The sequence below is a fragment of the Rathayibacter sp. AY1H2 genome (assembly GCF_002931985.1).
GTDB lineage: Bacteria > Actinomycetota > Actinomycetes > Actinomycetales > Microbacteriaceae > Rathayibacter.
Genome location: NZ_PSUV01000004.1, coordinates 102,736 through 122,529, shown reverse-complemented (window position 1 = coordinate 122,529; position 19,794 = coordinate 102,736). Strand labels below are relative to the sequence as shown.

Genomic DNA, 19,794 nt, shown 5'->3' with positions numbered 1-19,794 from the left:
TCCCAGCTTCGCAGCATGGTTCGCCAGGCCGAGCAGAAGCAGCGGCAGGCCATCAGTAACTACAACCGGGAAGTCCGCAACTACAACAACAAGGTGCGCCAAGCGGTCAGCACGTACAACCGCGAGGCGTCCGCCCACAACTCGCGTGTCCGCGCCAACCGCCAGCGGCTCGAGCGGGAACTCAGCAAGCTGCGGTCCCAGACGCACTCGTCGACGCGCTATGTCACCTACACCCGATCGGTGTCGACGTTGCAGCGATCCTTCGCCGACGTGGAGTCGGCAGCCACCGAAGGCGCCTGGTCAGACTCGCGCAACTTCCTCGACCTGGCAGAGGGCGAAGCCGCCAACAGCGTCGCAACCCTCAATGCACTGTTGGCTCCGTCAACCGATGACGAGGATCAAGAACCGGAGCTTCGGGTGACGTCGCTCACCAACGAACTCGCGAGCATCGACCCGGAGTTGCAGGACCGGTGGAACGGCGCACTGTTCGCCTTGAGCCCGCAGAACCCGGACGCAGCCCGGCACTTCTGCACGAGCGCCCGCGAGATCCTCGCGAGCATTCTCGATCGAGAAGCGCCCGACTCTGCTGTGAAGCAGGCAAACCCTGAGTACGTACGAACCCCGAACGGAGGCGTGTCCCGCCGCGCGAAGATCCAGTTCTTCCTCGCTCGCACCGGAAACTACGTCGCCGCGCTCGCTCAGTTCGTGGAAGACGACATCGACAGTGTCATCTCGCTCTTCACCGACTTCAACGCCGCAACGCACGGGGGAGCGGGACGATTCGATCTGCCGCAGCTTCAGGTGATCAAGACGCGCGTCGAGCACGCCATTCAGTTCCTGCACCGCTTGGTCCGGTGACACCCGCGGCTCGGGCCACGGGCTGAGACGTCCAATGGTCCGCGCTTGAACTCAGCGAGGCCCAGCACGACTCCCGCGTGCTGGGCCTCGCTGCGTTCACTCTGCAGTGAGGAGAACGGGGGCGAGATCGTCGCGGCGGATTCCCGAGAGCGTACGGAGGTGCCCGGTGACCCTTTCCGCGAACTGCGGGCACTCGGCCCCGCGGAGAGCGTCAGCGAGGGGTCTGCCATCCCTGTCTCGCCAGTAAATCCGCTGCTTGTCCGTCACACGCTGCACGTGTGAGGGCGCTCCGTCATCGATGAGGATGAAGAAGTCATCCGCGCGGTAGACCTCGTAGAGCTCGTCCTCGCTGTCCGAGAATCCGCCGTCGTTGGTCAGCAAGATATCCGCGCCGGCCGCGAGCGCAGCAGCGTGGACGTGGCGATCGTGAGGATCGGTGCCGTTGTACGGAACGGTGGCGTCGAAGTCACCAAGGACCTCATCGACACATTCGACGATCTTCGCCCGCTTTTGAACGATCAGCCGGCCGGGCGCCTCGGGGTGCAGGCGTCGCAACGAGTACTCAACCTCCGCCAGGACGTCCTCACTCGTCACGATCGAGAACATCCGACCGGTCTCCGCGCGAAGCATGAACAACCAGTCCATCAGCGTGCGCGACATGAGAATGTTCGCGTCAACGAAGATGCGCTGGGTCATGGCGCGAGCTTACTGGGCGGCGTGAAGCTCCAGCTCGTCGTCGATCTGACGCAGCTCCTTAAACGCTGCTGCTCTCGCTTCGCTTCGCGCGCGAAGGAACTCTTCGATGTCCGCCGACTTGAAACGAGTGTGAGTGCCAACTCTGATCGACGGGACGAGTCCCTCCCGCGCCATCTTCATGAGCGTGGGGCGAGATACTCCGACGAGATCGGCAGCGACCGTCGATGTGAGCTCCTCGGGCCGTGACGCGATCGAGAACGATGCGCCTTCCGCGGCCTGCTCGAGTATGAACCGGAGGAAGCTCGACACGTTCTCCTGGAGAGGAATCGTGCGGTCGCCGACCTGCACGGAGAAAGTTGTGATCTGCTCATCGCACGCGTCGCGAACGACCGCAGCGGCTTCATTTCGCACGGCCCGGGTGTTTGCTGGTGCCGTGATCGCAAGCGTTCTAGACATGTCCTTCATCCTCCATCACGCGTCTCAACTGATCTGCGCAGGTCCACGTTACGGCGTTTCAGTTGTAACTGCAAAATTTTTCCGCGGTGATCAGAAGTCGCACAACACACGATCGTGCGTCGGTCCATCCCATCAACGACAACTAGTCGACGGCCCTTCGCCCCGAGCAGCAACCTGCGCTGACCTGCGCGGGCGCCAAATCACCCGTGGGCACAAAACGAGGCTGCGGTCGAAGCGACCGGCGTGCAGTTGGAGCAACCGGTTTCGCTAGAGCAAACCGCTCCGCCGCGCGACCTCCGATAATCGACGTTATGTCAGTTTGTTCGCACACACCCCGCTCGACGGGCTCCGAGGTGTGGTTGCACACGAGCTTCGGAACCCGTCGGAGTCCCGCCGGCTAGGCGCCGGGTGCGAGGCCGAGCTGCGTGAGGATGCCGAGCTCGTCGCTGCTTCCCCAGCGCTCGGCGAGTTTGCCGTCGACGAAGGTGCTGATCTGCATGCCGCGGATCTTCACGGACTTGCCCGTCGGCGCGTGGCCCTGGAACACACCGGTCTGCGTGCCGGTCAGCGTGTAGGCGAACGCGACGCTGTCGTCGTCCGCGACGAGCTTCTCGACCTCGAGTGCCATGTCGGGGAACGCGGTCCGCAGGTCGCCGAAGAACGCGGCGTATCCCTCTGGACCGGGTGCCTGGCCGGGCGCCGGGTCGTGATCGACCGAGTCGGGCGCGACGAGTGCGTCGAACGCGGCGAAGTCGCCGGCGTTGACCGCCTCACCGAAGGCCTGCTGGGAGGCGATGTTCTGCTCGCGAGTCATGTGCTGTCACCTGTTCTGCACCGGTCCGGTGCCTCGAGGAGTGGTGCGGGTCGTCAGCGACGGTACGCAAGCCCGTCGAAGGCGGTATAGGGCTTGCGCGCTCCCCCGGGCGCTTCCCACTGCCGCTTCTCATAAGCGAGATTATGTCAGCTTGCTGAGGTTCAGCTAGTCATAGCCGGCCCTCCAACCGGCCGCCCGAAGAGGGAGGCGCGGCAATGGCAGCACCGGCACCTCTACGCCACACATGATCAAACCTCGCAGCCACCACTGCACGCGCACCAGCCGCTGCTCATTCGGACAGGCTCTCGCCCAAACCACCCCTTCACATCACATACATCGGTTTGTGGATACTCACGTCTAAGTGAAGTACATCCCACCTCACAGGTCGCACCCTAATTGGCGAACTGGCTAGCGACTAAAGCGCGGGCTGGTCCTCCGAGATCAGCCGCGCAATAGGCGCTTGCCGGGCTTTGACCTCTCTTATTGTTTTTGTGTCTCCTCGCGACGGTCGCGACGGCGCGAATCTCCCCAAGCAACAAGACTGGCCGCAAAACCTCCCGCAAGACCGAGCAGCACACCGAACATCAGCGTGCGAGTGTTCTGATTTGCGCGCTCCGGCATTGAATCTTCGTACTCAATCACGTACGGAACAAAGTCCGAGGAATGGCCGGACGGTGAGGGGTTGCGTGTTTCACACTCTTGACCTGCGAACTCTGTCGCTTCGGCCTCGGAACGCAGCTGCTGGTCGAGCTCGTCGAGCGCCTCGGCTCGGGTGCGCAGCATTGCCTTCTGATCCACCGTTCCAGTGTCCCGATAGCCGCCCCGTCACCGGGCATTTCATCGGGCGGGTCTTACGGGACACTGCCGCCCGCGCCGACGCGCGGCACATGTCAGTTCTCGAGGTCCTCTGCACAGATCTTCAAGGTCGTCTGCACAACCATCGGAGCCGTCTTTCGGAGCCTACGCCGGCGTCGGAGAGCTGCGTATCTAGGTGCTCTTGCGTCCGAGGACGCGGAGGCCGTCTGGTCGCACCTCACCCGTGGGCGAGACGTGTCGGTAGAGCGTCTGGCGGGAGATGCCGAGTTCTTTGCAGAGGGCACCGATGTTCGTTTCCGGCTTGCCCATCGACGCCATAGCGAGTCGCACCTTGGCGGGCGTCATGGTGAACGGGCGCCCGCCGACCCGACCGCGTGCTCGAGCGGACGCGAGGCCCGCCATCGTGCGTTCGGAGATGAGCTCGCGCTCGAACTCGGCGAGGGCAGCGAAGATCCCGAAGACCAGCTTGCCGGCAGCGGTGGTCGTGTCGATCGCCGCCCCCTGACCCGTCAGCACCTTCAACCCGATGCCGCGCGCGGTGAGGTCATGGACCGTGTTCACCAGGTGGTGCAGGTCGCGCCCGAGCCGGTCCAGCTTCCACACCACGAGCGTGTCCCCCTCGCGCAGTGCCTTCAGGCATGACAGCAGACCCGGCCGATCATCCTTCCGGCCGGACGCGAGGTCGGAGTACAGTTGCGCGTCCTCGACGCCGGCCGCGAGCAGCGCATCGCGCTGCGGATCGGTGGTCTGCGTTCCATCGGTCTTCGAGACGCGCATGTACCCAACGAGCATCACGGACCCCTGTCACTTATACGGCCGAATACGTGACACGGTGCTGATGGGATGGCGCGCCGAGCGAAGGCGTCACGTAACTTGTCACTCATTCTAGGTGTCGTGAACGGCCGAAATCAGGTTCCGTGACGGCGGGTAGTCGCGTACGCGGCCTGGGCGCACCGGCCAGAGCGTCGTACGTTGGGCGCATGCACGCGCGACCCGACTCTGGCCGTGAAAGGCGACTCCTCTGGCGGGGTCTGCTCGCTCTTGCAGCCGCCGTGATCCCGCTCTCCGGTTGTGCCGCTGACATTCCTGGGCCGTCACCAACCTCGCCCATTGTCGCTGCAGCACGGCAGGACACGCGTCCGCTGTTTGACGAGGCGATGGCGGTGGACGCCGTGCCTGGCGTGCGAGAGGTGGCACGGGCGACGGAGGACTGGTGCTTCGGAGAGGGAGGATCCGATCAGATCGGCGAGTCAGGGTCAGTTATCACGACGGTCTGCCGACTCGACGGAGGAATCGTCTACGCGGTGGACGGCGCCGATCAGCTCGTAGCGGCCGAAGCCGTCGACAGATTCCTCGCGACCAACGGAATCCACGGCACAGGAGTGAGAGTCGTTGATTCTCTGGTCGGCGTCGACCTACTGCAAAGCGGCGACATCTCCGGTGGTGGTGGTCGTGGGCTTCCCGGTGGAGGTGCCAACGGGACGGCTACCGTCCGGTGGACTCTCGTCGCCGCCTCCCGATTGCAGGTCGATGGCCTCCCGCTCCCTCAGGGCTTCAACCGTCAGTCCTACGAAGGGTCGATCACCGAGTCGACTCCAGCGGATGTGCGCGCAACGGATGCCTCTTTCGCCCTGACTGTCGATTTCGGTTGGCGATATTTCGCGGGTACCGGTGACGGGTCCCTTTCCTCGCCCTGACGGCTAAGCGATTCCCATGCGAGACGGACCGCAGAAGGTCGGTCTTGCGCGATGCTTCGATGGCCTAGAGGCTGGATCCGCGACCGTTCGACCAGCGTCGCCTTGGCTCGACAGCAAAGGAGATCGCTCTGACTGAGGACGCGGTGATCCTGGTTCCCACCTACTACGACGTCGCATGGATCGTCTTCTCGATCCTCAGCGTCGCTCTTCCCATCGTCTCGATCGTGACTCTCATCACGACGAAGACCCTCACCAACGCTGCGCGCGTCGGGTGGACCGTCGTGGTCGTGCTCCTGCCGATCTTGGGCTCGGTGGCGTGGCTCATCACCCTGTGGGCGAGCCGTCGGTTCCGTGTTGCTGATCAACAGGTACTCGATCACCTGTAACAGCAGCTCGGCTGGCGACATGTCCCAGGTATGAGCCCACCACAGTCCGACCGCGAGGCGAGCTTCTCCGAGCTGTACGAGCGCGAGTACGTCAGCGTCGTCCGGTTCCTGAGGCGTCGCACTGACCCCGAGCGCGCCGCAGACCTCGCGCACGAGGCATTCCTGATCGCCTGGCGCCGACACGACACCGCGCCATCGGAAGACGAGCCCACGCGTGCGTGGCTGTTCACCATCGCCCGCAACTGCCTCCTCAACGACCTCCGCAGTCAGCACCGCACCGCCGCCCTCGCGATCCGGGTCGCCGCTCACACCGACGCGGCCGCGCGGTCGCCGGAGGACGCGATCGCGACCCGGCTCGACCTCTACCAGTCCTGGCAGCAGCTCACACCGCAGCACCAGGAAGCGATCGCGCTGACGGCCTGGGAAGGGCTCGACTCTCCCTCCGCGGCCGGAGTGCTCGGCATCACCGCTGTCGCCTTCCGACTCCGACTTCACCGAGCACGCACCGCGCTGCGGGCGTTACTCGATCCCCCCTCACGCCAGCACCACGCCGACTCGCCCGCCTTGGAGGCATCATGACCACGCCCGAACTCCTCGCCACGAAAGACCTCGACCCGGCCGCTCAGTACGAGCTCGACGGCCCGGCTCGCGAGGCCGCCGCTGCGCGGCTCCAGATGATCCTCCACAGCGACCCGGTGACCGCTCGAGAGCCCGCCGCTCGGCGCCCTCGGGGATGGCAATTCGTCCTTCCCGCCGGGGTCGGGGCGGCAGCGCTAGGAGTCGCTCTCGCCGTCCTGCCGTCCGGTGTCGACTCCCGCGCGTACGCCTCCTGGACCTCCACATCGGACATTGCCAGCGCCTCCGACCTGGCCACCGCCGGCGAGGCCTGTGCGTCAGGTGACGCGGAGCAGCTCGGTCAGCCGGCGATCGGGGAGCGGCGCGGCAACTGGGTGATGGTCTCCTACACGACGCCCAGTCAGCGAGCGTGCCTCATCGAGATTCCGGTAGGGACGAGCACTGCGGGAAGGGCACTCGTCAGTTCCACTGGAAGCGAGGGCGGCTTCGCGCCGCTCGCTGAGGAATACACGCAGGGAGGCATCAGTCAGTTCGCGGGCGAGAACCTCCCGCCCGCCGTCTTCACCCGCGGCGACGTCGGCTCGGACGTGACCGGGCTCACCATCCGCACCGGCGACGGCACGAGCGTCATCGCCACGATTGCAGACGGCCACTGGGCAGCGTGGTGGCCGGGAACCGGCCTCACCGAGGGAGGCGAGACTGGCCGCGGCGGACCGGAGCCCACCTTCACAGTCACGCTCACCCTCCGCGACGGAAGCACCATCACCGACGCCAGAGAATCCTTCAACCAGCCCTAGTCGGCTCGTGAATCTTCGCGGCCGACGTTAAGAACGAGCCTCGGCCGGACACGTCGACAGTGACGAGCAATCACCGAGGGGGAACCGGCATGGACGATCTGGTGCGACGAGCTGCGCCGCTGGCGCTGGGCGAGGATCCGGCGGCCGCCGAAGCCGCGCGTGGCATTGCCCGGGCAGTGGCCGAGAGCCGTCCGCCGCGACGCGCGTGGTTCCGCTCCGGAGTCGGAGTGACGGTTCTGGCGATCGGGTTGGTCGGAGTCGGGACCACGGCCGCCGTCGCGGGGCCGTCGCTGCTGCAGTGGGTGGGATGGACTCCTGACGTCGCTGTGCAGCGCACGTTCGAGCTCGCTGAGGGTGCCGACATCGGAACGTGCGCGGTCGTCGCCCGGATCCAACCGGAGTACGGCGGCGGGCTCTCTATTGAGGAGACCGACGAGCTGACCGAGAGGGCCCGCGAGTTCCTCGCGCAGCACGACTGGGATCCGGTGATCGCCCGTGTCACTCCGGAGGACATCGAGGCGGCCCTGGCATCGAATCAGGCGGGGATCGATGAAGCGAACGTCGCGGCGGAAGCCGCCGGCCGGCCGGCAGACATCCCCGACGCGACCCCCGGGGTGATCGCCAGCTCCCTCATGGGCGACGAGATCCGGGAGGTGCTCGAGGAGGCCGGTTACTTCACGACCAGCACCTCCATCGAGATGGCGGGCCAGTGCGACAGCGAGTCCCTCGGAACCGACGAGTGATCGCGCGACGACGCCGGTCCGACCAGGATGCAGCACTCGAAAGCCTTCACGCCGCGAACGCAGCTGACCTACTCAGCTACTTCGGCCGACGAGTCGCCGTTCCCGCTGATGCCGCTGACCTTCTCAGTGAGACCTTCATCGTCGCGTGGCGACGCATCGAGCAATTGCCCGCCGACCCCGAGCGGGCACGCATGTGGCTCTTCGGCGTCGCCCGCCGAGTCCACTCGAACGCCGCACGAGGAGCCATCCGACACGACGATCTCACACAGAAACTCCGCCAGCACTTCGACAACCACCCAACCGATCCCGTCAACGCAGACACCCTCGACATCCGCGCAGCCCTGAACTCCCTTCCGGAAAACCAGTCCGAACTGATCCGGCTTATCCTCTGGGACGGCTTCACCCTCCCCGAAGCCGCAACAATCCTCGGAGTGAGCGAATCGACCGCACGCGGCCGACACCAACGAGCCAAACTCCGACTTCAAACTCTCCTCCGACTAGGCGAACCCCATCGAGGTTCCACCAACAAGGACCTCCGATCATGACCAGCGCTCCCGCTTCGGCAACTCCGACGACCTCGACCGCCGCACCCGAAGCCTCACTGGACACCTTCATCACCTGCTCCGGAGTCGGATTCACCACCGCGATCGCAGCCCTCGTTCTCATGCTCAGCAGCTTCATGGTCGCCACGGGCGTGACCGATTCGGACCCCTCTGAAGGAGTTTTCGGTATCGCGTTCGGTGCGGTCGGCGTCGGAACGTGGATCGCCCTCGCCGGCGTCGCCGCTCACATTGCGGTGCGGAGACATCCGCGTCAGCGCGTCCCGGTCGCCTCAACTCCTGCCGTAGTGAGCCTCGCCTGGTGTGGACTGGCCATCTCCCTGTTCTCCTTCTTGATAACGGACGTCCTCGGCCCTCTGTCGATGACCTGGTTGTCCTCCATCGACTACCTCCTACTCGCGCTCCACGCCGTCCTTCTGACCGCAGGCACCATTCCGGCAGGGCTCGGGTTCCTGGCGACCGGCATCGTTCTCCGAAGGATCCGTTCCCGCCGCAAGCGGGCTGCGCTCGAGCTCGAGCCATCCCGGTGAACGACCCCCTACCGGACGCCAGCTAGACCATCGCTGACCGGGCGTCGTTAGGACGGATTCTGCTTCGGTGACGGGAGCGGGAGCTACAAGTCAGTCGCACCGAGCGGCGTGTCCGTCAGCCGGCGTGTGAGCGCGTCCCGCGCGGCCGTGAGCGAGGCGATCGTGGGACGGTCCAGGCGAGGGCCCGTGATGTCGCTGAACGGACTCTCGGTGTCGGTGCGCGCGGAGACGAGAGCCGCGTACTTGGTCGCAGCGCTCTTGACGACGGCGGCGGCGCTCTCGATGCGGCCGCGTCGGCTCTTCTTCCCGGAGGCGAGCTCGGCGTGCTTCTTCAGCGCGTCAACGAGCTTGCGGTGGGCGGATTCGATCTTCTTCGACATGGCCCCATGCTCGCGCGGCGATACCGGCCGCTCAACGAGCAGGGGTCCGTTAGGAGATCCTCGTACGGGGCAGTCCCGAGTCGGCTCGTTCATGGCCTCGCGTCGGAGACGCAGTAGCCCGAAAGTCCTGATGGCGAGCGTCAGTCGGGAAGGCTTTGCCAGACGATCGACTCGACGGGTTCGCCACCCGGAGCACACTCGTCTGGCACACCGTCCAGCGCGAGGTAGCCGCCTCCGCCTTCGACGAGCTCACCCGAACTCACCGAGCCGAAACCAGGGACGTCGATCATCTGGCCGTCGTCGCTGAGACGCGAACCAGCCGGGAACTTCAACGGGAACGTCGTCTCTCCCACACTCACCGCCAGGCAGCCCTGATCGGTCGTCGTGAGCGTCCCAGTGAAACTCGCCTCCATCACGGCACTCGGGGTCGCGGCAGAGACCATCGCCGTGACGCCCTGTGCCCTCTGCACCGAGATCCCAGAGCTGGAGCAGGCCGCAAGAGTCGCGGCCGAGACTGCGCACACCAGCACCGTGACGATCCTTCTCACGGCAGAAGCCTCCCACTCGGGCGCTCTCCGTGCTACCTCGCTGCTCACTAGCCGTACTGGCCAGACTGTGCCGGTGGCCGGTCCCCATACGGAACGGCGAAGCGGCGCCCCGGTCGTGTGTGCAGGGGACCTTGAACATCTGAATACCCACGGTCGTCTGCACGAGCGCCGCGTTGACGCGAAGAACCGTGCAGACGAGCGCGAGAATCGACACACGTCGAGACGCCATCTTCGGCGGCCGGACGACGACCCCCTAACGGACAGCACCGGAGTAAGGCAGCGTGAATGAGCGACGACTCCTTGGCACGATCACGGACACTGGCTTGGATGAGCACATGCAGACGCTCATCCCCCTGTCAGGCCGCGAGCTGTGGACCACGACTCATGGCGCCGGCACCGATGAAGACACGACGATCGCGATCGATCGCGGACTGCACGTCGCGCGCTGCTCGGTCCGCACCATGGTGCGCCCCGGGACTCGCGTCGGACCCCGCGGTCACGTACACGGGATGGTGACCGACCCCGTGACGATCGCCTCCCTCGCCGCCGACTGTCTCCTCCTCGGCACGCTCCCCACAGACTCCCGAAAGCGCGATGGGGTCGCCGTGATCGAGGAAGTCGAAGCTCGTTCGCTCGCTCTCGCCCAAGACCGAGACGGATGGACCGTCTCGGTACTCCCTGTCGAGGGGATCGACTACGCCCTCTTCTCGCGCACCATCCCGGAGGGCACGATCGCACATGCCGACCTCGGATGGGCCGTCATCGCCATGTGGAGCACCGGCAGCGTCTACGACGGACCTCTACGACGAGCGGACATCAATCCGGAGGATCACCTGCCCGACCGGTAACCCATCCCCTTACGGGACACCGCAGGTGGCATCCACGCAGGACTTCAGTCCTCGGAGATGTAGCCGGTTTCGGGATCGATCTGCGAGAGGAAGCTGTCGATCATCGGGCGGATTTGCGCATCTGTCGGCGGAGAGTCCCCTGACCAGCTGGATCCGAAACCGTACCCAGGGTTGGGGCCACTAGCCCATGAGAAGTGGATCCCATCAGGCCTGGCCGTGACCTCGAACGTCTCGCCATCCACGACAACAACACGCGAGCTGGTCGACATGCGGCCATGGTTGCACGAGACCGAAGCACTGAGCGATCCTCTTTCGGACACCACCCGACGCCCGAACTTGCGACAGATGGAACGCTCGTCTAGGTCGATCAGCGGGCGGGGTGCCGCTGGCTAGGGTGGGCGCATGCGTACGTGGGATTTTTACCTCTCGGGTCAGGAGGTGGTATCGAACGCTTGGGGCTCGGAGGTGACTCAGCAGTCCGCGCTCGACGTGAATCTCCTCGAGGGGCTCCTGCGCGGACCGAACCCGGAGCACGGCGATGTGGAGATCGCGGTGCCTCTCGCCCGGGTCGTGCACGAAGAGTACGAGGCCCACGGCACCCATGGCTCACCGCTCAGCAATGACGACTCACGCTTACTCGTCCGCGCGTTGAAGGCGGTCCTCGCGCGCCTTGGCATCGACACCTTCGATCCACCGTTCCGTGACTTCGAGACGTTCCGCAAGTATTGGCAGGCGAACGATGGGTACGGCAGCTGGCAGGCCAGGCGCAGCATGCTCAATGAGCAGTTCGATGCACTCCACGAGATGCTCGACGAGCGTGAGACCGACTCGCTCGCCGGCGCACTGGCCGATCCCATTTCGCCGCGAAAGGCCACCGGATGGCAGCGCGTCGATGGGGAGCTGAACGAGATGCGGCGACACTTCCGGGCAGCTCGGACGGAGCAGGACTACTCGAACGTCGGGAACGACGCGGTGGCCGCCCTCGAAGCGCTTTCCGCGGCCTCCTACGAGCACGCACGGCACGGTGAGCCTGGCGTCGATGAGCCGCCGATCCCCAGCACGAAGGCCCGCCTTGGTCGAGTGGTTGAGGTCGAACTACCTGGGTCCGAGAACGCCGAGCTGCGCAAAGTCGTTCGTGCGGCCATCGAGCTCGCGCAGGCCATGAAGCACCGCCGGAACGGCGATCGGCGCTCGGCAGGCATGGCCGCAGACGCGGTGTTACTCGTCGTGAATCTGGTCCGACGACTTCGGTGACCTGCGACCCGGCCCTCGTCGCGATGACGGATTCCCGTACGGAACGCGCTAAGCCCACCGCCGATCGGCCCAGGGAGCAGGCTTCACGCCTGCCGGCACGGCGAGGCTGAGACCTCGCAGGGTGAGGAAATGACTGCACAATTTAGAATTAGCTTTTTTACTATTCCGAGTTGAGGAGAGATTATTGATAGGGCACAAATAATGAAAGATGATAAGTTATTTTCGAGAAGAATTCCGAAGTCGGGCAATGGGGCTCGAGTGATTGCATGGATCGTTAACCCGGTTATATGCGCCGCTTTTCTCGGAATAGTCGGGCCGAATTGGAACTGGTCGCTTACAGATGTAATTGTTCTGTGCGCACTTCTAGTCACTATTGTTTTAGCGGTGCGGGCAAGACTGTTCGGAGTCTATGTGAGTCAAAACTCTGTCGTAATACGCTCCTGGTTTCGCTCTCATACTCTGGCCCGAGAATCAATTCTCTTCTTTAGCGAATCGCCCTACGCGGGCTTCATATCTGGCGGGTCAAACTTCCTTCCCGGGGATACTTCACCTCTGCGGATGTTGTTCTGTTCATTCTTCACAAACAGCACGCCAAGACTTGTGCAATATCCGGTAACGCTCTCGACAAGAAGAGGGGCGGACCGCTTAGGAAGCGATATTTTCGATGCAACCCGGATCGATTACATCAGCGACCGCGAGCACTTCAGCGACAAACCGGACCACTAACACTTCCGATTGAAGCTCCTCCGGGGGACCCAGTGCGCCGCCGGCGATCTGGATCCGGCCACGCTCTTCCCCGCGCCGGCGTTCCGCTGAGCGATCCCCCAACGGAACGGGTGCCCTCGCGCTCTCCGCTGCGGCGATGAGGGCCGGTGCTCTGGAGTTCAGGCGAAGTAGGGTGGGCGAAACGCAACGGGGGACGCCATGGGCCACGAACGACCGACCTACAGATTCAAGATCGGTGCGGTCGCGGTCGCACTCATGGCCCTTCCTCTTCTCGCTGGGTGTGCGCAGCAGGACACCAGCATCTACGACGACCCGACCGTGTACTCGGACTACGACAGGGCGCAGCAGGAGCAAGACGCACTTCCCTCGCTCGAGAACCTCGGCGACAAGCTCGATCCCGACTCGATCCGGTTCGCCGGCTCGGTCGAGGGCCTCGACTTCTACTTGGCCCTACCTCGCGAGGGAGCCGGACACTGCGTCATCGTCAACGAGGGCGACGAGCCGGTGAGTGGCTGCGGCGAGAAGCTGTCGAAGCAGAACGACTGGACGGTACAGATCCACCCTGACGACGCCGTACCGGGCGACGCCACCGGCGATGGCTGGACCCAGCTCGGCAAGAACCTGTCGGTCCGCGCAAGCTGACAGCGGGAGCACGCTCTCCCTTGATCCGCGGCACGCGGCGGAGAGCAGCGGCCCGACCGCATAGCGACCCGCTGAACGATCCCCATACGGGACGCAGGATTAGCTGAACTCGGCGCTGCTCAAGATCTGCGGACGAGCGTCGGAAGAACGCTGTGGTCGACGGTCTCGACGACAGCTGCGGTGACGACGGGCCCGACGGTGAAGCGGCGGGGTGGCGGATAGTTTCGCCGAGAAGGCGCCCGCGCAGCTCCACGAGGAGCGCGACGATCCGGGTTCGCTTCTCAGGTCGCCGCCCCTACTCCTCGGGGGGCCTGAAGACGCGGCCAGCCGGGGTCGTGAGACGCATGACGACGGCGGCTCGTGCCCCACATCTCCCGCATTACGGGTCCATGTAGCCTCTGCGCGCATCGAGGCCCTTTTGTATACCACCGCCAGCGAACGTTTCGAGGTGTATGCCCTTCTGCGCGGTCACTACAGCTCAGAGGGAGGTTGTAGCATCGTGGAAACCTGCCCGAAACGGTATTTGGGATACAAAAGAGGAGTCCTCGCGGTGACCATCACTCTGGAGCCGCTTTCCCCCTCGCCCTGCTGGGAGCTACACATGTCTGCTGTATCCCGCACCACCGCTCCGCCCGCTTCAGGCCACACGGTCGCCTCCGTCCTCGACTCCATCGGCTTCACCCGCGCGCAGTTCTGGATCTTCCTACTGATCCTCGCCGGGGAGTTCTTCAACACCCTCGAGCAGAACTCGGTGGGTGCCATGGGCAGCCACATCAAGGAGACGCTGCAGATCGGCGACGTCCAGCTCACGACGATCAACACCGCCACGGTCATCGGCGGACTGATCGGCCGCGTGCTGGCCGGCTACCTCGCCGACCGCTACGGCCGCCGCTTCTCGCTCAGCCTCAACCTGCTGATCTACACGCTCGGCGGCCTGCTCAGCGCCGTCGCGATGAACTACGAGATGCTGCTCGTCAGCCGCCTGATCGTCGGCATCGGCATCGGCGGCGAGTTCATGATCGGCCTGGTCATGCTCTCCGAGATGGTCTCCACCCGCTTCCGCGGCACCGCGATCGGCGCCGTCAACGTCGGCGCCGGGGGCCTGGGCAACTTCCTCTCCTACGGCCTGTTCCTGCTGCTGCTCGGCCCGCTGGAGACCCCGCTCGGCGGCCCCGACTCCGTGTGGCGCTGGTCGTTCGTGATCCTCGCCGTCCCCGCGCTGCTGGTCGTCTTCTACCGCCGCAAGCTGCCGGAGACGCCGCGCTGGCTGCTCTCGCAGGGCCGCACGGAGGAGGCGAACCGCTCGCTCGCGATCCTCGCCTCGAACTCGCTCACCCCCACCGCCGCCCGTCCGCCCGTCGAGCTCTCGCCGGACGACCTGCCGCCCGTGAAGATGTCGGCCTCGCCCGCCGCGGTGTTCAGCCGCCCGGTGATCCGCCGCACCGCCGCCCTTGGCGTCGCGTCCTGGATGGCCTTCGGCTCGCAGGTCACGCTGAACTTCCTGATGCCGACCCTGCTGGTCGAGCGCGGCTACTCCGTCTCGGAGAGCCTGCTCTACACGATGATCATGAACATCGGCTCGCTCCTCGGAGCGACCACCGCAGCCCTGATCGCCGGTCGCGTCGGCCGTCGCACCGCCGTCGGCGCCGCCGGAGTCCTCGGCTGCCTCACCGCGCTCGCCTTCGCCGGCTTCGGGAACGGCACCGCTGCGATCCTCGTGCTCGGCGCCCTCTTCCAGTTCTTCACGATGGTCACCAACACGACCCTCGCCACCTGGACCGCCGAGATCTTCCCGACCGCGATCCGCGCCTCCGGAGCCTCGATCGTCAACGGCATCGGCAACATCGCCGGAGCGGTCATGCCGTTCCTCGCGGTCGCGCTCTACGGCTCGTTCGCCTTCGCCGGCGTCTTCGGCCTCGCCGCCGTGATGTACGCGGTGCTCGTCGTCGCCTCCCGCTTCGCCCCGGAGACCCGGGGTCGCTCGCTCGAGGACGTCAACGAGAACGCGATCGCCGCCGCCCACTGACCCACCCCGCCCCCTGGCGCTCCGGCACCGTTGGGCGCAACCATCCACCGGACAGCACCACAAGGAGCACCATGGACACCCTCACCGTCTCGGCCACCGCCAACGGACTGAACTACCTCCCCGAGTACGTCGCCGACGTCGGCGGCCTGTTCGCCGAGCGCGGCCTCGCCGTCACCGCCACCGCCTGCGACCCCTGGACCGGCGTCCTCGACGACCTCGACTCCGGCGCCGCCGACCTCGCCCTCGGCGGGCTCTGGGTGCCCGGGATGTACGCCGGAACGAGCCGCGAGCTGATCGTCGTCGGCCAGCTCAACCACCGCTTCCCGATGACGATCGTGGCCCGCGACGGCTCCGGACCGGTCGGGCTGGACTGGCTGGCCGGCAAGGTCGTGCTCGCCCCGGGCGCCGGCGGCAGCGCGCCGTTCGAGTTCACCGCGGGCCTGATCCGCGAGGCCGGGCTCGACGTCTCCGCCACCCGCTGGGCGCGCGACCTGTCCACGGCGATGATGCTGGAGCTCTACCGCGACGGCCTCGGCGACGCGATCGTGCTCGACCTGCTCTCGGCGAAGGAGCTCGTCGCGGCCGGCGGCGGGCAGATCGTCTTCCGCCACCTCGACGCGGGCGTGATGCCCAACAGCGTCTACTACACCCGCACCGAGCGGGTCGAGGAGCTCGCCGACCGCACCGAGCGCTTCGTCGACGCGATCGAGACGGCGATGCAGAGGATCACCGCGGGTGAGGCCGGCGCCGAGATCGACGCGGTGCTCGCCGCGCGCTGGCCCGACCGCGACTCGGCGCTCCTGCACGAGGCCGCCGACGAGATGGCCGCCGGCGGGGTCTGGGACACGACCGTGATCGACGAGGCCGCCTCCGACCGCTGGATGCGGATCCTCGCCGAGGCCGGCCTCGTCACCCGCGCCCCCTCGCTCGCCGAGCTGACCGGCCGCGCGACGGTCGGCGCGCGCTGATGACGCTCGTCCTCGTCTCCGAGCAGATCGCCGGGCTGCTCCCCGACGTCGACGTGCTCGGCGCGGTCGAGCAGGTGTTCGCGGACCTCGGCTCCGGGGCGCTGCACCAGGGCGCGCCGACGGCCCTCGCGGGCGAGGACGACGGGCTGATCCTCCCGATGGCGGTCCGCTCCGATGCCCTGGGCCTGGCCGCCGTGAAGCTGATGGCGGACCTACCCGGAAACGCAGCGCGCGGGCTGCCGACGCAGCGCTCGACCATCCTGGTCACCTCGCTGCTCACCGGGGAGTGCGTGGCCGTCCTGGACGGCGCGCTGATCACCCGGGCGCGCACCGCCGCCGCCTCCGCGGTCGCCACCCGGCACCTCGCCCGGGCGGACAGCCGGGTGCTCGGGCTGATCGGCGCCGGCAACCTCGCCGTCGCGCACGTCCGCGCGCTGCAGGCGGTGCGCGACCTGGACGAGATCGTGGTCTGGTCGCGGTCGGACGCGACGCTCGACCGGTTCGAGGAGGCGGTCGGGCACCCCGTGACCCGCGCCGCGGATCCGCGGGCCGTCGCCGAGTGCTCCGACGTGCTCTGCACGCTGACGCCGTCGGTCGAGCCGATCGTGCACGGGGCCTGGCTGCACGCCGGCCAGCACGTGAACGCCGTGGGCGCCCGTCCGCGGCCGGAGCACCGCGAGCTCGACTCCGCGGCGATGGCGCTCGGCACGCTCGTCGTCGACAGCGCGGCCACCGCGCGGGCGAAGTCCGGAGACCTCGTCCTCGCGATCGCGGAGGGCGCCCTCGACGCGGCGGCCGGGCTGCTCGAGCTCGGCGACGTCGTGGCCGGCACCGCTCCCGGCCGCACCCGGGACGACGAGATCACCGTGTTCGACTCCGTCGGCCTCGCCGCGCAGGACCTCGCGGTCGCCGCCGCGCTGATCGATCTGGCGCGGCTGCGGGACGCGGGCAGCGAGATCCGCCTGTCCGGCGTCCCCGCGGCGGCGGGCCGCTGATGCGCATCGCCGTCGTCAACTGCAACACGACCGAGTCGATGACCGAGACGGCCGCCGCCCGCGCCCGGCTCGCCGTCGGGCCGGGCACCGAGATCGTCGCGATCACGCCGAGCTGGGGCGTCGCCTCGGCCGAGGGCTGGTACGACAGCTTCCTCAGCGCCGCGGCCGTCCTGCACACCCTGGAGCGGCTGCCGGCCGGCATCGACGGCGTCGTGATGGCCGGCTTCGGCGAGCACGGCCGCGAGGGCGCGCGCGAGCTGCTCGACGTGCCCGTCGTCGACATCACGGAGGCGTCCGCGCACCTCGCGATGCTGCTCGGCCGCCGCTACGGAGTGGTCACCACGGTCCGCCGCGCGGTCGGCCAGATCGAGGACAGCCTCACCACCGCCGGCCTGATCGCGCACTGCGCCGCGATCGAGGACACCGGCCTCGGCGTGCTCGAGCTGGAGGAGGATCCGCAGGCGACCCTCGACGCCTTCGTCGCGGCGGGCGAGCGCGCGATCGCCCGCGGCGCCGAGGTGATCTGCCTCGGCTGCGCGGGGATGGCGGGGCTCGAGGAGCACTTCGGCGCGCGGCTGCCCGTGCCGGTGGTCGACGGGGTCGCGGCGGCGGCCGCGCTCGTCGAGACGCTCGTCCGGCAGAAGCTCGGCACCAGCCGGATCGACAGCTACGCCCGCCCGCTGCCGAAGGAGCGCAGCTGGCCCGGCGGCTGAGCGCGGGGCCGAGCGCGGTGGCCGGCGGACCGCACAGGCGGGGCCGAGCGTGTTGAATGGTCGCACCGGCGTCGCGAGGAGGACCGTCATGACACTCGCCAGCACCGAGGAGTCGCTCGCCAGCCAGACCTACCGGACGCTGCGCCGGCAGATCATCCTCGGCCAGCACTCGCAGGGATCGCGACTGGTCGAGGCCTCACTGGCCGCCGAGCTGCACGTCTCACGACTGCCGGTGCGCGAGGCCGTGCCGCAGCTGGCCAACGAGGGCTTCGTGCGGATGCTCCCACGCCGCTCCACCCGCGTCGCCCAGTGGAGCATCGAGGACGTCGTCGAACTCTTCGACGTCCGACTCAGCCTCGAGACCCTCGCCGCGCGGCTGGCCGCACAGGCCGTCGCCGCCGGTGCGTCACTGCAACCGCTGCTCGACGCGATCGACGCGGAGCACCGTGCCCTCGACAGCGAGGACTGGCTCGAGGTCGCCGAGACCTCGACCGTCGTGCACGAGGCAATCGTCGAAGTCGCCGGCAGCGCCCTGCTCTCCTCGCTGATGCGCGCCGTCACTGGGCGGATGACGTGGCTGTTCTACCTCACCAGCGCACGCGACCAGCGCCAGCAGTCCGACGAGCACCACGGCCTCCTCGACGCGATCCGCGCCGGCAACGACCGCCTCGCCGAGTCGATCGCCTTCACCCACATCGAGAAGGGCCGGGCGCCCTCCCTCGCGATGATCGCCGGACAGTAGCCGCCAATGTGAGGCGGTGCCCCTGCGACCGGTAAACCATCCCTTTGCGGAACACCTGCTCGTGTAGTCGTGCCGTGTGCTGCTCAATCGACGATCACGGCGGTACGCAAAGCCGGAACCCAGCTGGTGACGGCGCCGACGGCACCCGAGCCGAGCATCAGCCACTGCCATCGAGCGCGAGAGGGCGTGCCGAGACGCATCGCTACGACCAGGAGAACGAGGGTTGCGAGGGCGACAGAGAACAGCGCCGGCCACGCGACACGGAACGCCGTGCACTGAGGCGGAAGGGACACCGGCGAGATCGGTCACAGTAGCGATCAGATCGAGCAGCGCCGCCTCGTCGTTGGCGACGCGGGCGGAGTGGAGCTTGGCGCCGGCTGCGTCGATGACGACGCAGTGATGGTGCCCCTTCCCCGCATCGATTCCGGCCCAAATCTGCGGCATGGCCGCTCCCTTCACTTCCCTCGTGGCGGTGATGGTCACGCCGACGTTTCCTTACGCAGCGATCTGTTCGCTTCTCTCAATTAGCGGTCGAACCATCGGGTGGACGGCGGGCGGCCATTCTTCACAAGCCGTCGCAGCGGCGATAACAGGGAAGCCATACCTGCCGTCCTCGGACGATCGACACACTACGACTGTGCCGAAACCGCCCGAGCAACAAGGTAAGGAAAACGGGTAATCCGCCCGCGTAGCGGCTCCCGCCGGCGGTGCTCCGTCGCCGCTGCGCGTGCGGAGCTCGCGCCCCGCCGGAGAAACGACGTCGGTAGGCTTCGGGCAGGTGACGCTTGATCACCCCGAACGGGAGAACGACATGAACGCCGTGATCTACCGCATTCGCTCCATCGCCGCATCGCTCCGCGCGAAGTTCACCACAGCGCCGACGGCGCTGCCGAAGGATCCGTTCGGGGAGCCGCCCCGCGAGGCTCACGACCCGCACTCGTATCAGGAAGAGTCGTGGAAGGCACCTGCGCCCTCCACGATCAACTTCCACTAAAGCCATGCTCCCCGGGGACCCTTCTATGG

The 19,794-nt window shown here is 66.9% G+C and carries 25 protein-coding genes and 1 pseudogene; 17 read left to right on the top strand and 9 right to left on the bottom strand.

Annotation, left to right across the window (positions count from 1 at the left end; genetic code table 11):
* The first annotated feature begins 15 nt into the window (after positions 1-15).
* Entirely contained in the window at positions 16-858 is an 843-nt protein-coding gene (locus C5C29_RS05300; RefSeq protein ID WP_219813770.1) for a hypothetical protein, read from the top strand.
* 96 nt (positions 859-954) lie between these two features.
* Here the strand turns inward: C5C29_RS05300 and C5C29_RS05295 are convergent, their stop codons facing one another.
* The 5 genes from C5C29_RS05295 to C5C29_RS05280 all read right to left on the bottom strand — a co-directional run bounded on the left by C5C29_RS05295 (position 955) and on the right by C5C29_RS05280 (position 4,432).
* Complete coding sequence (locus C5C29_RS05295; protein ID WP_104262293.1) at positions 955-1,554, bottom strand: PIN domain-containing protein; 600 nt, start codon at positions 1,552-1,554, stop codon at positions 955-957.
* 9 nt (positions 1,555-1,563) lie between these two features.
* A complete protein-coding gene (locus C5C29_RS05290; RefSeq protein ID WP_181065432.1) occupies positions 1,564-2,010 on the bottom strand; it encodes a helix-turn-helix domain-containing protein in 447 nt (148 codons plus the stop codon).
* A gap of 397 nt (positions 2,011-2,407) precedes the next feature.
* Positions 2,408-2,824, bottom strand: a complete 417-nt coding sequence (locus C5C29_RS05285; protein ID WP_056045707.1) for an ester cyclase — start codon at positions 2,822-2,824, stop codon at positions 2,408-2,410.
* Positions 2,825-3,304: 480 nt separating this feature from the next.
* Complete coding sequence (locus C5C29_RS16800; protein WP_146076865.1) at positions 3,305-3,622, bottom strand: hypothetical protein; 318 nt, start codon at positions 3,620-3,622, stop codon at positions 3,305-3,307.
* A gap of 189 nt (positions 3,623-3,811) precedes the next feature.
* Positions 3,812-4,432 carry a recombinase family protein gene (locus C5C29_RS05280; protein ID WP_104262291.1) on the bottom strand — a complete coding sequence of 207 codons (621 nt, stop codon included), beginning with the start codon at positions 4,430-4,432 and terminating at the stop codon, positions 3,812-3,814.
* Positions 4,433-4,803: 371 nt separating this feature from the next.
* Here C5C29_RS05280 and C5C29_RS16795 point away from each other — a divergent pair, with 371 nt between their 5' ends.
* From C5C29_RS16795 to C5C29_RS05250, 7 genes are all read left to right on the top strand, one after another.
* A complete protein-coding gene (locus C5C29_RS16795; protein WP_146076864.1) occupies positions 4,804-5,337 on the top strand; it encodes a hypothetical protein in 534 nt (177 codons plus the stop codon).
* Positions 5,338-5,480: 143 nt separating this feature from the next.
* Positions 5,481-5,723: a PLDc N-terminal domain-containing protein gene (locus C5C29_RS05275; RefSeq protein WP_181065431.1), complete on the top strand. Its 243-nt coding sequence runs from the start codon at positions 5,481-5,483 to the stop codon at positions 5,721-5,723.
* A gap of 30 nt (positions 5,724-5,753) precedes the next feature.
* The gene (locus tag C5C29_RS05270; protein WP_104262290.1) at positions 5,754-6,302 is read left to right on the top strand and encodes an RNA polymerase sigma factor; all 549 of its coding nucleotides are present in this window, start codon (positions 5,754-5,756) and stop codon (positions 6,300-6,302) included.
* Positions 6,299-7,096: a hypothetical protein gene (locus C5C29_RS05265; protein ID WP_104262289.1), complete on the top strand. Its 798-nt coding sequence runs from the start codon at positions 6,299-6,301 to the stop codon at positions 7,094-7,096. The genes C5C29_RS05270 and C5C29_RS05265 overlap by 4 nt, the downstream gene beginning before the upstream one ends.
* Positions 7,097-7,185: 89 nt before the next feature.
* Positions 7,186-7,839 carry a hypothetical protein gene (locus tag C5C29_RS05260; protein ID WP_146076863.1) on the top strand — a complete coding sequence of 218 codons (654 nt, stop codon included), beginning with the start codon at positions 7,186-7,188 and terminating at the stop codon, positions 7,837-7,839.
* Positions 7,836-8,384, top strand: a complete 549-nt coding sequence (locus C5C29_RS05255) for an RNA polymerase sigma factor (protein ID WP_181065430.1) — start codon at positions 7,836-7,838, stop codon at positions 8,382-8,384. Before C5C29_RS05260 ends, C5C29_RS05255 begins: the two co-directional genes overlap by 4 nt.
* Positions 8,381-8,929: a hypothetical protein gene (locus C5C29_RS05250; RefSeq protein WP_104262286.1), complete on the top strand. Its 549-nt coding sequence runs from the start codon at positions 8,381-8,383 to the stop codon at positions 8,927-8,929. The genes C5C29_RS05255 and C5C29_RS05250 overlap by 4 nt, the downstream gene beginning before the upstream one ends.
* 83 nt (positions 8,930-9,012) lie before the next feature.
* Here C5C29_RS05250 and C5C29_RS05245 read toward each other — a convergent pair whose 3' ends face one another.
* Positions 9,013-9,309, bottom strand: coding sequence for a hypothetical protein (locus C5C29_RS05245; protein ID WP_104262285.1), 297 nt, complete (start codon positions 9,307-9,309; stop codon positions 9,013-9,015).
* A gap of 140 nt (positions 9,310-9,449) precedes the next feature.
* On the bottom strand, positions 9,450-9,857 hold the full coding sequence (locus tag C5C29_RS05240; RefSeq protein ID WP_104267732.1) for a hypothetical protein: 408 nt from the start codon (positions 9,855-9,857) through the stop codon (positions 9,450-9,452).
* A gap of 335 nt (positions 9,858-10,192) precedes the next feature.
* On the opposite strand from C5C29_RS05240, the gene C5C29_RS05235 reads away from it, so the two are divergent.
* Complete coding sequence (locus tag C5C29_RS05235) at positions 10,193-10,705, top strand: hypothetical protein (RefSeq protein WP_104262283.1); 513 nt, start codon at positions 10,193-10,195, stop codon at positions 10,703-10,705.
* A gap of 44 nt (positions 10,706-10,749) precedes the next feature.
* On the opposite strand, the gene C5C29_RS16790 is transcribed toward C5C29_RS05235, so the two are convergent.
* Positions 10,750-10,974: a hypothetical protein gene (locus tag C5C29_RS16790; protein ID WP_104262282.1), complete on the bottom strand. Its 225-nt coding sequence runs from the start codon at positions 10,972-10,974 to the stop codon at positions 10,750-10,752.
* A gap of 133 nt (positions 10,975-11,107) precedes the next feature.
* On the opposite strand from C5C29_RS16790, the gene C5C29_RS05230 reads away from it, so the two are divergent.
* The 7 genes from C5C29_RS05230 (at position 11,108) to C5C29_RS05200 (ending at position 18,771) form a co-directional block, all read left to right on the top strand.
* The gene (locus C5C29_RS05230) at positions 11,108-11,959 is read left to right on the top strand and encodes a hypothetical protein (RefSeq protein WP_104262281.1); all 852 of its coding nucleotides are present in this window, start codon (positions 11,108-11,110) and stop codon (positions 11,957-11,959) included.
* Between the two features lie 924 nt (positions 11,960-12,883).
* Entirely contained in the window at positions 12,884-13,327 is a 444-nt protein-coding gene (locus C5C29_RS05225) for a hypothetical protein (protein WP_104262280.1), read from the top strand.
* A gap of 601 nt (positions 13,328-13,928) precedes the next feature.
* Positions 13,929-15,353, top strand: a complete 1,425-nt coding sequence (locus C5C29_RS05220) for an MFS transporter (RefSeq protein WP_104262279.1) — start codon at positions 13,929-13,931, stop codon at positions 15,351-15,353.
* Positions 15,354-15,424: 71 nt separating this feature from the next.
* Entirely contained in the window at positions 15,425-16,321 is an 897-nt protein-coding gene (locus C5C29_RS05215) for an ABC transporter substrate-binding protein (protein ID WP_104262278.1), read from the top strand.
* On the top strand, positions 16,321-17,316 hold the full coding sequence (locus C5C29_RS05210) for an ornithine cyclodeaminase family protein (protein ID WP_104308050.1): 996 nt from the start codon (positions 16,321-16,323) through the stop codon (positions 17,314-17,316). The genes C5C29_RS05215 and C5C29_RS05210 overlap by 1 nt, the downstream gene beginning before the upstream one ends.
* Positions 17,316-18,029, top strand: a complete 714-nt coding sequence (locus C5C29_RS05205) for an aspartate/glutamate racemase family protein (RefSeq protein WP_104308049.1) — start codon at positions 17,316-17,318, stop codon at positions 18,027-18,029. The genes C5C29_RS05210 and C5C29_RS05205 overlap by 1 nt, the downstream gene beginning before the upstream one ends.
* Before the next feature lie 88 nt (positions 18,030-18,117).
* Positions 18,118-18,771, top strand: coding sequence for a GntR family transcriptional regulator (locus tag C5C29_RS05200; protein WP_104224667.1), 654 nt, complete (start codon positions 18,118-18,120; stop codon positions 18,769-18,771).
* Positions 18,772-19,065: 294 nt separating this feature from the next.
* Here C5C29_RS05200 and C5C29_RS05190 read toward each other — a convergent pair.
* A pseudogene (locus C5C29_RS05190) lies at positions 19,066-19,215 on the bottom strand (transposase); the annotation flags it as partial.
* 334 nt (positions 19,216-19,549) lie between these two features.
* Here C5C29_RS05190 and C5C29_RS05185 point away from each other — a divergent pair.
* Positions 19,550-19,765, top strand: a complete 216-nt coding sequence (locus tag C5C29_RS05185) for a hypothetical protein (RefSeq protein WP_146076862.1) — start codon at positions 19,550-19,552, stop codon at positions 19,763-19,765.
* Positions 19,766-19,794 lie beyond the last annotated feature (29 nt).